The sequence below is a fragment of the Paenibacillus ottowii genome, from assembly GCF_050516475.1.
Lineage (GTDB): Bacteria > Bacillota > Bacilli > Paenibacillales > Paenibacillaceae > Paenibacillus > Paenibacillus ottowii.
The window spans coordinates 3,007,915-3,022,271 of the sequence record NZ_CP191577.1; the positions used below are offsets into that span (position 1 = coordinate 3,007,915).

General features: G+C 49.1%; 14 protein-coding genes and 1 riboswitch. Of the genes, 1 reads left to right on the top strand and 13 read right to left on the bottom strand.

Going from position 1 to position 14,357, the window contains the following annotated elements:
• Window positions 1-36 precede the first annotated feature (36 nt).
• From cobJ to ACQQ6X_RS14025, 11 genes are all read right to left on the bottom strand, one after another.
• The gene (gene cobJ / locus ACQQ6X_RS13975; protein ID WP_305165822.1) at window positions 37-1,836 is read right to left on the bottom strand and encodes a precorrin-3B C(17)-methyltransferase; all 1,800 of its coding nucleotides are present in this window, start codon (window positions 1,834-1,836) and stop codon (window positions 37-39) included.
• Window positions 1,837-2,029: 193 nt separating this feature from the next.
• Window positions 2,030-2,185 (bottom strand): hypothetical protein, encoded by a 156-nt coding sequence (locus tag ACQQ6X_RS13980; protein WP_156497401.1) that lies wholly within the window; start codon window positions 2,183-2,185, stop codon window positions 2,030-2,032.
• Window positions 2,147-2,334, bottom strand: a riboswitch (cobalamin riboswitch). It overlaps the preceding gene by 39 nt.
• 57 nt (window positions 2,335-2,391) lie before the next feature.
• Entirely contained in the window at window positions 2,392-2,946 is a 555-nt protein-coding gene (locus tag ACQQ6X_RS13985; RefSeq protein WP_305165823.1) for a TIGR00730 family Rossman fold protein, read from the bottom strand.
• A gap of 202 nt (window positions 2,947-3,148) precedes the next feature.
• Window positions 3,149-4,006 (bottom strand): uroporphyrinogen-III synthase, encoded by an 858-nt coding sequence (locus ACQQ6X_RS13990; protein ID WP_305165824.1) that lies wholly within the window; start codon window positions 4,004-4,006, stop codon window positions 3,149-3,151.
• A 101-nt stretch (window positions 4,007-4,107) separates the two neighbouring features.
• Complete coding sequence (locus ACQQ6X_RS13995; protein ID WP_305165825.1) at window positions 4,108-5,265, bottom strand: GerAB/ArcD/ProY family transporter; 1,158 nt, start codon at window positions 5,263-5,265, stop codon at window positions 4,108-4,110.
• A gap of 43 nt (window positions 5,266-5,308) precedes the next feature.
• On the bottom strand, window positions 5,309-5,533 hold the full coding sequence (locus tag ACQQ6X_RS14000; protein WP_305165826.1) for a hypothetical protein: 225 nt from the start codon (window positions 5,531-5,533) through the stop codon (window positions 5,309-5,311).
• Window positions 5,526-6,743 carry a Ger(x)C family spore germination protein gene (locus ACQQ6X_RS14005; protein WP_305165827.1) on the bottom strand — a complete coding sequence of 406 codons (1,218 nt, stop codon included), beginning with the start codon at window positions 6,741-6,743 and terminating at the stop codon, window positions 5,526-5,528. Before ACQQ6X_RS14005 ends, ACQQ6X_RS14000 begins: the two co-directional genes overlap by 8 nt.
• On the bottom strand, window positions 6,743-8,368 hold the full coding sequence (locus ACQQ6X_RS14010; protein WP_305165828.1) for a spore germination protein: 1,626 nt from the start codon (window positions 8,366-8,368) through the stop codon (window positions 6,743-6,745). Before ACQQ6X_RS14010 ends, ACQQ6X_RS14005 begins: the two co-directional genes overlap by 1 nt.
• A 181-nt stretch (window positions 8,369-8,549) precedes the next feature.
• Entirely contained in the window at window positions 8,550-8,888 is a 339-nt protein-coding gene (locus tag ACQQ6X_RS14015; RefSeq protein ID WP_305165829.1) for a hypothetical protein, read from the bottom strand.
• Window positions 8,889-8,903: 15 nt separating this feature from the next.
• The gene (locus ACQQ6X_RS14020) at window positions 8,904-9,617 is read right to left on the bottom strand and encodes a pirin family protein (RefSeq protein ID WP_305165830.1); all 714 of its coding nucleotides are present in this window, start codon (window positions 9,615-9,617) and stop codon (window positions 8,904-8,906) included.
• Window positions 9,618-9,687: 70 nt separating this feature from the next.
• On the bottom strand, window positions 9,688-10,545 hold the full coding sequence (locus tag ACQQ6X_RS14025; RefSeq protein WP_305165831.1) for a LysR family transcriptional regulator: 858 nt from the start codon (window positions 10,543-10,545) through the stop codon (window positions 9,688-9,690).
• Between the two features lie 181 nt (window positions 10,546-10,726).
• Between ACQQ6X_RS14025 and ACQQ6X_RS14030 the strand changes: the two genes are divergently transcribed.
• Window positions 10,727-11,713 (top strand): DMT family transporter, encoded by a 987-nt coding sequence (locus tag ACQQ6X_RS14030; protein ID WP_305165832.1) that lies wholly within the window; start codon window positions 10,727-10,729, stop codon window positions 11,711-11,713.
• 82 nt (window positions 11,714-11,795) lie between these two features.
• Here ACQQ6X_RS14030 and ACQQ6X_RS14035 read toward each other — a convergent pair whose 3' ends face one another.
• On the bottom strand, window positions 11,796-13,784 hold the full coding sequence (locus tag ACQQ6X_RS14035; RefSeq protein WP_305165833.1) for a methyl-accepting chemotaxis protein: 1,989 nt from the start codon (window positions 13,782-13,784) through the stop codon (window positions 11,796-11,798).
• A gap of 158 nt (window positions 13,785-13,942) precedes the next feature.
• Window positions 13,943-14,350, bottom strand: coding sequence for a DoxX family protein (locus ACQQ6X_RS14040; RefSeq protein WP_305165834.1), 408 nt, complete (start codon window positions 14,348-14,350; stop codon window positions 13,943-13,945).
• Window positions 14,351-14,357 lie beyond the last annotated feature (7 nt).

The window sequence follows — 14,357 nt, forward strand, 5'->3', positions numbered from 1 at the left end:
TATGCTTGTATCCGGTTCATCAAGCCTACCAACCGACTAATCACCACAAACCGCGTTCACTTCTACTGTGGCCGGCGCATCTTCATGCCGGAAACCAGCAACGATGCCTACACGTTTGAAAAATTTATGAAAACGCTCGTTCGGATGCCCTTTTTCCTTGTATTCAGCGATAATATTCTCCACGATGTCCGTAATCTGATCACCCGGAATCCCTTCCGCTACAGGCTGAGCGGCATGAGCGTTTCGACCAAACTTTTTGCCGCCGAGGAAGAGATCGTATCCTCCCTTGCGATAGACGATTCCGATATCCTCCAGCACTGCTCCATAGCAAGCCATGCCGCATCCGTTCAAGGCAATACTCGTTTCCTTGGGCGCCTGTAATCCGCCAAGTACAACCTGTAGATGCTCCGCCACAGGCACAGCGTCATCTTTCTCCATATTGCAGAAGTCGCACGCCTTCACCTTAAACACATCGCCGATTGGCATGACAATGAATCGTTCATCCCGTAGCCGTCCGACTAGTTCCTCGGGGTCTGTGCACGGCACGCGCAGCACGATTTGATGATCTGGCGTGTATTCCAGCTCACCATCATCACCCGCTACGTCAGCGAGCAGTGCCATCTGCCGAGCGGTGAACTTCTTGTTTCCCACACCAGGGGAAACCCCTACCTCAAACAGCGCAGGCTTGCCAAAGCCGCCTGACGCTTTCCCAGCCGCAGCCCCTGCTCCGGCCCCTGCTGACGTTCCGACGTCGCTCACGGCAGCAGGCGCTTGCCCGCTCCAGCGAGCGTTGGCCTCGCCTGGCAGCTTGCCGCCGACAGCAAGGCGGCCGAGTGCCTCTGCTGCCAGCGATGCCCCGGTCTGCTTCGCAGGCGTAGCCTGCACGGCAGCCATCGCTTGCGGGCGTGCCTGCATGGCAACCGCAGCGCCGCTCGCGGAAGGCCCGGTGGGCGCAGTCAGAGCTGCGCCTGCCTGCGGTCCATCCAGCGCGCGATCCTCTTGCGCGCCCAGCGACCACGGCTCTGCTTCCGTGCGAAGCCGCTGATGCGGCTTGAGCGCTTGCTCAGTCGTATCCAACGTGTATTTGCGCTGATAGCCGCGCGGAGTCACGATTAAGCCGTCATACACTGTCGTTGAGGAATTGCCGATGATTACGGTCGTCAGCATCCCAATATCATGGTTCAGCATATCTTCCAGCGTCGTTACGATAACCTGCTGACGTTCACGATAAGCACTCTTTACCAGCCCAACCGGAGTCTGCGGATCACGGTAACGGAGCAGAATGGACTGCGTCTCCACGATCTGGCGGGTACGCCGACCACTGCGCGGGTTGTATAATGCAATTACAAAATCAGCCGAAGCCGCAGCTTCTACACGCTTCACGATCGTTTCCCACGGGGTCAGATGATCACTCAGACTGATCGTGCAAGCATCATGCATCACCGGTGCCCCCAACAATGAAGCACAGGATTGGATGGCCGAGATCCCCGGCACGACTTCTACCTCAACTCCGTCCTCGCGGCGCCAGCCTTTTTGCATCAGTACTTCGTACACCAGCCCTGCCATGCCATAGACTCCCGCATCCCCACTGGATATGACGGCTACCTTCTTGCCCATCTCTGCTTGGCGTACCGCCTCTTGTGCACGGCTCACTTCCTCTGTCATCCCTGTGCGTACAATCTCCTGACCATTTAGCAACGGACGGATCAAATCAACGTAGGTGTTGTAGCCGATAATGACCTCACTTTCAGCCAGCGCATCCAACGCCCGTTTTGTGATATGTTCCATATCTCCTGGTCCAAATCCAATCACCAGCAATTTTCCTAATGGGCTCATCGTGCTCCTCCTCTTCATCCTTTTCAGGGCAGCTATACCAACTAATTCAATAATTGTGAACATCTATAACTCGAAAAAACCCCATCCTGCCCGGATGGGGTTCTTATGTACGTATCTCTCTCATCAGACGAAACAGCGTAAGAAGACAGTTCTTGTCTCCCTCCAACCTGCCGTTGTTTTCCATCTGTTTTGTTTACGCTTCAAACGCTGCTGCACGTTCATATCCACGCAAACCTGTAACCAACATGGAAAAAGCAACGTGTGCCTGATTTCCTGATTTTCGTACACCCATCCTCTCCGCGAAGGTTAACGGTGCATACAGATCAAGGTAGGTCTCCTGGCTTGGCATCAACGGATTCTTTCGTCTTCCCCGTTTTGTACGAGTGACTATTTTAAAAAAAACCCTCTTCCTTACAGTGGCGGGACCGCTCGGGATTTGCACCCGATTCCCTGTTACCCTTTGCTCAATCGCAAAGGCACCTTGTCTGTCCGCTATTTGATTATGGGTCTTATCATAACCTTGCCTCAATCAGTTGTGCAAGCACGAAAAAAGCTTTATTTTAAGTTCTCTGCTTTATCTTTTAACATATGCAGCAATTCGTCCGGGTCCGCAGAGATACTCAGTAGCGCTGGATGATCAGCTCCGGTAAACCCTTCCTGAACGCTATGACGTACCATTTCTACCAACGGGTCAAAATATCCATTTACATTCAGCAGCCCAATAGGCTTGCGATGAATGCCAATTTGCGCCCAGCACAATACCTCGAACAGCTCCTCAAAGGTTCCCAAGCCACCCGGAAGGGCTATAAATGCATCGGCCATCTCACTCATTGCCGCCTTACGTTCATGCATGCTTGCTACCTCAATAAACTCGGTAACTCCTCGATGTACGATCTCTGCATCGAATAACAGGGTGGGCATAATGCCGGTGACCTGACCGTCACCCGCCAGCAGTCCATCCGCCACCTCACCCATCAGCCCTCTGCTGGAGCCACCATAGATCAGACGGATATGCTGGCGAGCCATGGCTTCCCCCAGCTTGCCTGCCGCCTCTACATATACCGATGAATGTCCAGGTCTGGACCCGGCAAATACACAAATAGAATTCATTAACGTCTCAGCTCCTGTCCTCAAGTATCATGCATCGAAACTTATTCATTATATTAGACAAATATTTTCGCTATAACAAAAAACTTTATCGATGCTTGTCCAACAAAAAAAGATAAAGACCTCACAGGCCCTTATCTTTATTTTACGCTGGATTAGTAAATATAAGTTCATTTTCAGCTTATAGTATTTATCATTTCCTAGCTCATTGCAAATGACCGTTTACACTCTTCAGACCGTAGCCATGCGCAGAAGCACTATGCTCAAAATATTTGCCCAGCTCCACCATCATCGCGCCCATGCGCTCTTCAGTTGGGAACACAATTCGTTCAATTCCCTCTTCCAAAATGGATTGTGCGGTCACTTTGCCTACCGATACAGCAATGACATCTTCACGAAAAGCTTCCAGCAAATCTTCAATTCGGTTTTGCTCTCTGGCATATTGGGCCAAAAATCGGATTTGCGGGCCACTCGTGAACGTGACAGCATCAACCTTACGATGGATCACATCGTCCACCAATGCCTGCAATTTTGCTTCTTCAGGTGGGATATGCTTATAAGGAAGTACTTGGCGAGTCACTGCCCCCTGCTCATCCAGCCACTCTACCAACCGGGGCGCCGGATCTCCATGCAGTTGCAGCAGCACTTCCTTCCCCTTCAGATCATAGGGGGCAAAGGCTCGTGTCAGCCCGATCAAACTTCCGTCCTCGTCCCGTACTGCTGGCGTAAAGCCACGCTTTTTGAGTCCATTGACCGTCTTGTAGCCCCGTGCCGCAATGTTGGAGGATTGCAGCAGCTCTATAATTTGCTCAGCCACGCCCATATCCTCCGCCATATCGAACAGAGCGTCCAGTCCCATACCTGTCGTAAAGATGTACCAGTCCGGAGGATTCTTCACCCACGATACAACAGCGTTGCGCAGCTCGATATCATCCAGAAAAACCGTGCCCTGGGCCGGGCGCTCTACGGGCTCTCCTCCCATCTTCATAACTAGCAGCGCCATTTCATCTGCTTTACGAGGACCGGCAAGAGCGACTCTCTTACCTGCCATGCGTTGTGCCATGCTGTTGCCTCCCTTGTAGAAGTCGTATTTCTTTCTACCAAGTATACAATTAGAGAGACAAAAGACAAATAAGAATTACTTTTCCGCTAAATACAGTAAACTTATAATTGGGCGTGTCCTGTTTCACTTCCCTGCTGGCCTTCTTTCTCATCATTTCTATCCCTCTCCCTGCTGGATGATGACTTATCATCGTTATCGTTCCCTTTAGATTTGGGTCGAAGCAGCATCCATAATACCAAGGGCATGAATACAAAAAAAGTGACCATCACCGCAGTCCATTCCCGACTGAAATCATAAATTTGTACGGTGTTGGAAAACAACATAAACGAACAGACATAACCTAACAAACCTACGGGCCACACCATCAGACTCCCCCAGACCTGAGTAAACATGCGCTTAACCGCCAAACTGATAACGTACAGGTCAACTCCAATCTTTATAAGAAAGGTTGGTACGGTCAACGCTGCTACGAATAAGTCGAATCGATCCAGAAAGTCGGTTAGCTGCAACTGGCGTACCAGTTCATACGATGGATAAAACAGCCGTGACAAGATAGGAACACCAATCACTAACTCCGACAGCAACACTAACAAGATCATATAGACGGTTCCGGTCAAATGCCCAAACCAAGCACTACGCCCATTATAGCTCTTTCCCGGAAGCACAAAGGGAACGATCATGATATCGACCATATACCCCAGCATACGCCAGCTACCCTTAATCACTCCCTCTACTTCCGGATGTAAATAGGGTTTCAACATTGAAAAGTCCATATTACGACCAAAAAAAAGCGGCATCGTCAGCAGCGTCACAATCAATAACGGTACAAACATCTCCGCCATATTAACCATGGTGCTTATCCCGCCTTTAGCCATAAATGCCAGAGTCAACAACAAAATAAGGGAAGTGATCACAATCGGAGTCAGCGGCAAAAGCACCACCTCCACCAGATCGGTAATAATCCTCAAATCCCGCGCAAAAATGATGAGAAATAAAATAAGGTAGATCGCAAGCAGCGCACGCCCCAGCACAGGGTGAGAGCTCACCATCGCCTGCATCAAATCCTGATCGGGAAAACGACGTTTGATTCTCAGCATCGCCCAGATCGGCAAGCACAGTACGATAGCCGCAACTACACAGGTCCAATAGGCATGCTGATTCGCGTAATCTGCTGCCTGCGCCGGAGCATGTATAAGGGTAATTCCGCTCTCCATCAATACACCAAGCAGCACAATTTGTCTGGTTGTGAACTGTTTCATGCAGGTACATCCTCCTTTTGCCCGCAGGCATCCATTACATGATTTACAACACAGGGGGGAGCCACATGTCAATGAAACGGGCCACCCATGTAGCCACATAAATAGCGCTCTTCGTCGATGTGCCGTAAATCCAGATACCAATGCTAACAACATACAACGTGCGGGAGATCCAGCGATTGACAGCGGGTGCATTGCTAATACTTTTACGGTCAACCAGATACATGAACAGCATAGCCAGCAATAAAGGCAATAGATATACTTTATTCATTCTGGATTTGCTCCTTTTTGTACCCGAATGGTTTGGTGACCGCACCGATATTCTCAATATGCACGACCGGATCTATGGTGACTTCCACTTTGGGATAGAGTTGATCCCATCGAGGTTTAATCCGTTTCCATTCATCCGGGCGACTTGTAATAATGGCCCGGCCCAAGCCAAGTACATCTGAATGATACTTTTGCTGAATCACATGAACAGCCTCTCCCAGCTCCCTCTTGATCTCCTCAGCTGTCTGCTGCTCCAGCCACTTCAAATTTTCCTCGTTGGAAATATCAAAATCCGTTTCATTTTCCTTCACATTTCCATTGCAGTCCAGTCGAACGGTCATTCTAATCTCATCCCCCTGAATATGAGGCTTAATATGAACTCTATTTTCAATGAGATGGACAGATATGTAACCTTTGCCCTTGGGAGGGGTGATAAATATCTCTGTCTCCTTGGCTTGCTCCATACCCAACAGTAGAAAACGACTGAGGTGGTTATCAATAATCCCTGTTATCCTATCTTGGCGAAAGACAGCCAGTCCATCGATCTGAATATTTGTCTTCCTGTCTTTAAGGCTAGCTGGCCCATTCTTCACCAGAGACATTACTGGCACCACCGGATCAATACCATCCAGAAGAATGGAGTTCATCAGCAGCTTCACGGAACGAGGTTCTTTCATATAGGAAAAGTTGAGCTCACGTATCATTTCCGCTGGATATTGCTCAATCGGGGCGTCTGCCTGAAGCATCTCCATCGCTGACCCCTTCGTGATAACAATCAGAGAAGACAAACGGTTTTGTGGAATACGTGCAATGACATCCATCATTTTGCTAATCCCTTCTCGTGCCAATGCCTCGCCGAACAGTAGCACCCGTCGATGAGAGTAATTCAGCGTCCGCGATACCTCCCGCTGTTCCTCGGCTATTGCCCCCCGAAAGCTTGGACCTGTTTTGGACTCCAGGTAGTAGGACTTCGTACCTCTGGTACCTCCCCCTCCTCCTGTGCTGCCCGAAGAACCGAGCTGTCCAGGCAAAGCAATTTGCATCGTTACCCGGTATTGATCGCCTTCCTTATCCAGTCCAGTACCCATGACAAAGGCCACATCATTCACTTCACGACGATCCCAACATCCTCCCAGAAGAACAGAACAAAGCAACAGACAACAGAGCACAGCCGCTTTACGCATTTGTTGTGTATTCGACGTGGGCTTCATCACCATCCCTCCTCGGTTTTAGGCGATCCATTCATCTTTTTCTTCTCTCGTTTGTTGTTGTCCCTGCCAATCCAGGAAGGACGTTTGACCATTTTCCACCAAGGCGCACGGACGATGATATCCTTTTGATCCATAGGGTTATACGGACTATACCCACTCATATAAGGAACACCAAACGATGTTAGCTTGGTTAGGTGCGTAGCAATCAGTGTTGTCGCAATAATGATGCCAAACAAGCCAAATAAACCCGCCATCAGCATGATTGGAAACCGCAGCAGACGAACCGTGATGGCGAAATTAAAACGTGGTATGGTAAACGACGCAATACCTGTGAGCGACACAACAATGACTATGGGCGCCGATACGATCCCAGCCTGTACTGCGGCCTGCCCAATAACGAGCGCGCCGAGGATACTGACGGCCTGACCGACCGTTTTGGGGAGACGAATCCCTGCTTCCCGCAATGCTTCAAAAGAAACCTCCATCATCAACGCTTCCACCAGAGCCGGAAAAGGGATGGATTCACGAGCCGCCGCAATACTCAATATGAGTGTCGTCGGTAGCATATCCTGGTGATAGGTCGTCACCGCTACATATAATGCGGGCAGGAAGAGAGCCATGATGAGAAAAAGAAAACGAATCCAGCGCACCATATTACTGATGAAAAAGCGCTCGTAATAATCTTCGCTCGCTTGCATCATCTGCCACATCGTGACTGGTCCAATCAAGGCAAAAGGCGTTCCATCCACAAAAATGGCAAAACGCCCTTCCAGTAATTGCGCGGTGACGGTATCCGGACGTTCTGTGTACTCCATTTGCGGAAACGGAGAGAACGGATGATCCTCAATCAGCTCCTCGATATATCCAGTCTCCAGAACACCATCGATTTTAATATCGCTGAGGCGTTTTTTAACATCCTCCACCATCTTCGGATCTATAATCCCTTCGATATAGGTAAGGACAACGCTCGTTTGAGTTTCTTTTCCGATAGTCATGCTGTACATTTTGAGCTTAGAGGTCTTCAACTTGAATCGCAGCAGTGCCGTATTCACGCGAAGCGTCTCAGTGAAACCCTCACGCGGCCCGCGAATAACCGCTTCCGTCTGCGGTTCCTCCACGCCACGGCGGACGCCCCCCTTGGCGCTGAAAATATACGCACGAGCCGTGCCGTCTACGAACAGAGCGGCATTGCCATCCAGAATCGCTGCTGATACCATCTTCCATTCGTCCATCGTTTTGGTCTGGGACATGGATATACGAGTCTCATCCAGCGGCTCCAATTTGCCGTTGACTTCAGGGTCCTTAAGCATCATCCCCAGGATGACGGGCCGCAGGATATGATCCTGCAAATCCTCTGATTTTACCGTACCTTCAAAATAGGCCAATAGCCCTTTTCGCTCAGGAGAAATCATGAGCTCTCGGTAGACAATATCAGAGCATTCCTTGAAAATATCACGCAATGCAACCAAATTGTCTTCCAGACTGCTGCGCAGCGGCTCTTCCAGCCATGAAGACTCAGGCCCCCCTTGGGGCACACGAGAATTTCGTGGTTTGCGATTAGCGGCTGGAACCGCTCTCCGGCTCCACGGTAGCGTTGGCAACTTGGGAAAGCGTCCTTTCTTCATCCTTAGTCCCCCCTTTTACGAATGAACCGAACACGTAACATAACCTATAGGATGTACCAGCCTGTAAAGGATTATGTATCCAATGCGCTCATCATCTTGAATGCATAACAAAAAGACCCTGCAATAATGCAGAGCCTCTGAAAGCTGATTATAATTCGGACATGGATGATTAAAGGAATAATTAGTCTCCCCAATAGTCCTCGGGATGGTATTCAATCTTAGAACCGGCTTCGAACGTAAGCTCACCGTTCTGACCATGATACTGCACACTTTCCGGGGTCACGTAATACCAGTGCTTTACTACGGGTCCGCCATCTGCCGGCGTTACAAAACGAAATACGTTCAGTTCCTCGCTGAAACGCACAATCGCCTCTGCCGCTTCACGCGGCAACTCTTGAAGCGTGAAGCAAAACACGCCGTCCGCCAATTCCAAGCGACAATCGAAATGCTGCTTACGGCTGTCAGCAAAGCTGCGCCCTGTAACGGCATGCTTGATCAGCCATGTTTCCTGCTGCGCCATTGTGCGCACCTCCTTTTAGGGCAAATCAATCAGCATATAAAAGACAGCATCCTCTGCTTTCAATGATAGCTTCGGTTCTTCCTCTATACGTGCAGAATCGCGCCCTTGCAGAATATGTTCACCATTCACACGCAGCGAGCCCTCAATGACGAACAAGAACACGCGCCGACCCTCGGCCTGTGTGAATTCGACTTGTTCCCCTGGTTGAAGCTTGCTTAAATAAATCGTTAAATCCTGATTGATTGCAGCTATTTCGCCCTCCGTGCCTGGTACACGCTTTCCAGCAACGACAGGCAGAAGCTGACCGTGCAGACGCTCAGGATTGAACGCTGTAGTCTCGTAGGACGGTTCCAGTCCTCTTGTATGCGGACTAAACCACAATTGCAGCAGATTGACATCCTCGGTTTGCGAAGCATTGTGCTCCGTATGAATGATGCCATGGCCTGCTGACATTCGCTGGATGCCTCCAAAACGGGTCACCGCTACATGCCCACGGTTGTCTTCATGGCGCAACTCCCCAGACAGCACAATGGAGACAATCTCCATATCACTGTGCGGATGCGCTCCAAAACCCCGACCTGGTGCAATGACATCGTCATTGCAGACACGCATAGGACCAAACGCTGTATTGTTCTCATCCTGGTACTCCGCGAATGAAAAGCTGTGACTCCCCCGCAGCCATCCCTTATCGAAGCTGAACCGGGAAGACGCCGGATATATTGTAAACATAATAGCCCTCCTTCAGGATGAACAATGAGATCCAAATCCCTCTCATTGTACCTGAGCCCAAGCGATAAAGCTACGTTTCTGTCTGAGTGGTAATCTCATCTATAAAAGACTGCAAGGTACTGGTCACGAAAGCCTCCTTACGGCGGATAAACACCGTTGTCACTTCATTGTAAGGCTCTGGAATGGCATGACCGCACACCAGACCTTGAGCCACCAGCCCGCTGATCGAGGATTCGGGAAAAACGGTCATTCCAATGCCTGCCGCTACACTGCCGATAATCGTCTCAAATGTCCCAAACTCCATGATCCGCTTGGGGATAATTCCCTCCATTTTGAGCCAGGTTTCCAGTCTTCCCCGATATCCGCAGCCTTTTTTATATACCAGGAGCGGACGAGTTGCAAAATCGTTCACGGAAAAGTCATCTCCTTGAGATACAAGCACCAGCTTTTCCTGAAATACATCAAACTGTTCAATGAGCGGATGCTTGACCGGTCCGGTCACAAAGGCTCCATCCAGTCGCATTTCTGCAACCTCCTGCACCAGTGATTCCGTAACCCCCGCCTTGAGAGACAATTCGACATCCGGATACTTGCTGTAGTAAGCATGTAAAATGGCCGGAAGAGCAATGACAGTCTCCACGATACCAATCTCCAGTACCCCTGAAGGTGCAGCATTGTTCTGGAACGCATGCTTCATTTCCTCAAATTGCGATAAAATGCTTTTCGTATATTGCAGCAGACGCTTACCCTCGGCATTGAGGATCATGCCCCGCTTATGTCTATAAAATAAAGGCGTTTGCAGTTCCTTTTCCAGTAGCTTGATTCTGGCCGTTACATTGGACTGGACGTAGCTAAGCTCGGCTGCAGCCTTGCTGACACTGCCATGTGCAGCCACCGTCTGGAAGATGTTTAAATCGTTCAGATCCACTACTGTTCCTCCTTATCGTGAAAGGGCAAGGGCCAACAAAATTGACGCACCTTGTCACTTATCATCATTTTAAATGATCATAATGTTTATTTTCAATCATTTTACCAACAGCTTCCTATCCTTTATGATGTGTCCATAAGATATGTCCGCTGAGACCGGCAAGGAGGAGCTTCTGTACACCATGAACAAACAGATCATGACCGGATCTTTATTATGCCTGATCGCCAGTATGTCCTGGGGGGCTATGTTTCCGGTGTCGCACATCGCATTACAGCATATTAATCCACTGTATTTTTCATTTTTACGCTATTTCTCGGTTACACTCATATTAATTGTGCTATTGTGGCTCAAAGAGGGACGGACAGCATTTCGCTTTGAGGGCAAAGGCAAGGCGTTGTTGTTCTTTGGAACTATGGGATTTACCATTTATAATATGGCTGTTTTCCAGGGACAACACGCGATGGGGGCGGCAGGCACCCTTGTAGCCTCCATTATGGAAGTGTTAATGCCGATGATTTCCATTGCAATGGTGTGGATCATGACCCGTAAAATGCCTCCAAAATATACACTAGTCAGCATGGTAATTGCGCTGGCTGGGGCCTTACTGGTAATCACGAACGGCAAATGGACCTTTTTCACGCTTGCCGGACAACATTTGCTGGCGTTGCTGCTTATTTTTGTAGGCGTCGTCGGGTGGGTCGTATATTCCATGGGGGGCAGCCATTTTGCAGGATGGTCTACTCTGCGATATTCAACCTTGACCTGCCTGCTTGGTACTCTGGTTTCTTTCGTTGTCGTGACATTTGCCTCTATCTTTGACTGGATTACGGTGCCAGATTGGCAGCACGTATGGTCAGTCAAATATGAAATGAGCTTTATGATCCTGCTTCCAGGGCTAGCGGCCTTGCTTAGCTGGAATGCCGGAATCCGCAAGCTGTCTCCACTGAACGGAATTCTATTTATTAATTTTGTACCGATTACCACACTGGTACTTATGTATTTCCAAGGTTATGTCATTAGTCATTTTGAACTGTACGGAACGGTACTGGTCATTTTCGCACTGATTCTGAACAATATGTTTCAGAGAAGCTCTCTGCGTACATCCAACAGCTCACGGGGTGTCCGTTTCCGTCTGAATCGTCGCAAGTCATTCAATGGTGACTTCTAACCCTGCGAACCAAGTGATGATTAACATCAAAAAAGCGCCTGGATACGGAATAACCTCCGGTATCCAGGCGCTTTTTATCATTTTATGGTTTTTCTTCAATTTGGAAACGTCCAACCAGTTCGCGCAGCTCCTCTGCCATTTGACTCAGATCTGCTGTAGATGAAGCAATCTCCTCTATGGAAGCAAGCTGTTGCTCAGCCGCTGCTGAGATCGACTCGGTGTTGCTCGCCGCCTCGTCCGAAATATGGGAAATGTCGCTCATAATATCCACGACACCTACAGTCCCCCGCGCCATTTCCTGAGTCACTCCGGTAATGTCATGGATATGCCCCATCGCGCGTTCAACAGCCTGACTGATTTCCGCAAACGAGTGCTCGGACGTGGTTACCGAATCAATACCTTCGGATACCCGTGCCCGCGCTTGTTGCATCGCACCCAGCGCGTGGTTCATATCCACCTGCATCGCTTCAATGCGCTCCGAGATCAAGGTAGCCGATTTGGCAGATTCCTCAGCCAGCTTACGTACCTCTGTAGCAACTACGGCAAAACCCTTCCCATGATCTCCGGCTCGCGCAGCCTCAATGGATGCATTCAGTGCCAACAGATTGGTCTGTTTGGCAATCCCAGATATAACACTGATAATATTCACGATTTCACCGGATCGTTCATTCAGCGAATCCATAGCCTGTCCAAGATCATGAACAGTCTCGTCGATGTCATGCATCTTCTGTACAGCCTGCGTAGCAGCCTTGCTGCCTTCCTGTGCCGACTCGGCATTCATTTTCACATGTTCAGATACGCCCACCATGCGCTCGGATACATCCGCTGCTTGCTGAGCCAGCCCCTCCATACTCGCAGAGCCATGCTTGACGCTTTGCAGCTGACGCTCGCTGCCTACAGCTACTTCTTGAATAGCAATTGTGACATGCTCAATGGCTTGGGTCGTCTGATCTGCACCCGCAGCCAGCTCCTCCGCTGAAGAGCTTACCCGATCAGTTGTTTCGCGTACGCTTCGAATCATCGTACGCAAACTATCCACCATGGTTTGAAAGTGGGCAGAGAGTTCGCCTACCTCATCTGTTTTTCCTGTTTCCAAATCGCCCGTCAAATCTCCTTCACTAATTCGTTCTGCTGATTTTTGCAGCTTACGAATCGGAACCAGAACCGAACGGGTAATCAGGAAAATTGCGATAAGTGCAACCACCAATGAGGCAGCCAGCACAAAAATGGTTACATAACGCATGGCAGCGGTGGCATCGCTAATCTCGGATACATAGAAAGTACCTGCAATTTTCCAACCGGTATCCTCATTCGTTACATAGGTTAAATATTTTTCGTGACCTTCATACATATAGCTAAAGCTCCCGCTTGGCGCAGTGTACAGCCTGTCAAGCGAATTATCCTGAGGTAATGAACCCGCTTTAGCCGTAGGATGGACTACGAATTTCTTCGTGTGATCCAGAATAACGATATACCCCTCCTGACCCACTTTGATGGAAGCCAGTTTGCGTACACTTTCCAGATTCAGAGAGATCCCGATCACGCCAGACTGGTCGGCAAGAGTCCGAGATACGATGACTACAGGAATACCTGATGAATTGATGATAACAGGGGTGATCGCTACCTTGCCCGGTTGCTTCATCGCTTCGATATACCATGGTCGTGTGCGAGGGTCAAATGTGCCTTCATCCTTTTTGGGCACTCCACGGATCATCAGCCCCTTCGGTGTTCCCACGAAAATATCCTTCGCATCTTCGTGTAAGCCTATGTATTGGATCAGCTTGGGCTGAATCAAGGGACTGTTCGGCCCATCAATCATCGAACCGTCGAGACGTTCCGCCAAATATCCCACATCTTGAATTTTACTGGCGATTGCATATTCAATCACAGAGTTAGCTGTCGTTACCCCCTGATTTGCACTGCTGTGAAGCTGTTTCTCCATAGCATTATACGATGATCTATAGGTTGCAATGGAAATGCTTAAACTCGGAATCAGCAAAACAAGTAAAAAACCTAAAATTAACTTGTTCCTGAGGGTCCATATGGTCTTTCTCTTTCGCGTTATTGCCATGTATCTTTCTTCCCCTTTGCTCAAAAAGCGATATTATTTCATTACATTCCATGGAAGTTATATCGGCAGAAAGTAGCAAATTATTTACAAAGAATTTTCACAAAGGAGCAAAATAAAAAACGCGCCCTATGCTACTAAGGACGCGGTTATATGAATATTTAGACCTGTACGTTACTATTTTCAGCCTTTTTACGGCCAAAAAACTGATCCACTGCCAGAAAACGCCCACCGACAAGGGCCTGCTGAAGACTGGTGAACAGAATCAGCAGATCAAATTCAATCGACCCAAAAGGCTGTCCTTTTTTAGCAGTGAGCAATACACCAATCATTACGATGGTCAATGCTGCTCCAGCCAATCGTGTTCCGATACCCAGAACCAGTGCAATCCCCCCGACTAGCTCAACTGTAGCGACCACTGGAGCCATCCAGCCAGGGAGTCCGATGCTTTGGAAGAAGCCGGAGGTTCCGTCCAGTCCCTGAAATTTTTGTGCACCGTGAACGATAAAAATAACCCCTGTAAAGATTCGTACCAATAATAGTCCAATATTCGCAAGCGTTTGATTCATATAAGCT

Coding starts and splice junctions, on each gene's coding strand:
- cobJ (WP_305165822.1), bottom strand. CDS start 1,836: ATGAGCCCATTAGGAAAATTGCTGGTGATTGGATTTGGACCAGGAGAT.
- ACQQ6X_RS13980 (WP_156497401.1), bottom strand. CDS start 2,185: ATGCCAAGCCAGGAGACCTACCTTGATCTGTATGCACCGTTAACCTTC.
- ACQQ6X_RS13985 (WP_305165823.1), bottom strand. CDS start 2,946: ATGAATTCTATTTGTGTATTTGCCGGGTCCAGACCTGGACATTCATCG.
- ACQQ6X_RS13990 (WP_305165824.1), bottom strand. CDS start 4,006: ATGGCACAACGCATGGCAGGTAAGAGAGTCGCTCTTGCCGGTCCTCGT.
- ACQQ6X_RS13995 (WP_305165825.1), bottom strand. CDS start 5,265: ATGAAACAGTTCACAACCAGACAAATTGTGCTGCTTGGTGTATTGATG.
- ACQQ6X_RS14000 (WP_305165826.1), bottom strand. CDS start 5,533: ATGAATAAAGTATATCTATTGCCTTTATTGCTGGCTATGCTGTTCATG.
- ACQQ6X_RS14005 (WP_305165827.1), bottom strand. CDS start 6,743: ATGAAGCCCACGTCGAATACACAACAAATGCGTAAAGCGGCTGTGCTC.
- ACQQ6X_RS14010 (WP_305165828.1), bottom strand. CDS start 8,368: ATGAAGAAAGGACGCTTTCCCAAGTTGCCAACGCTACCGTGGAGCCGG.
- ACQQ6X_RS14015 (WP_305165829.1), bottom strand. CDS start 8,888: ATGGCGCAGCAGGAAACATGGCTGATCAAGCATGCCGTTACAGGGCGC.
- ACQQ6X_RS14020 (WP_305165830.1), bottom strand. CDS start 9,617: ATGTTTACAATATATCCGGCGTCTTCCCGGTTCAGCTTCGATAAGGGA.
- ACQQ6X_RS14030 (WP_305165832.1), top strand. CDS start 10,727: ATGAACAAACAGATCATGACCGGATCTTTATTATGCCTGATCGCCAGT.
- ACQQ6X_RS14035 (WP_305165833.1), bottom strand. CDS start 13,784: ATGGCAATAACGCGAAAGAGAAAGACCATATGGACCCTCAGGAACAAG.
- ACQQ6X_RS14040 (WP_305165834.1), bottom strand. CDS start 14,350: ATGAATCAAACGCTTGCGAATATTGGACTATTATTGGTACGAATCTTT.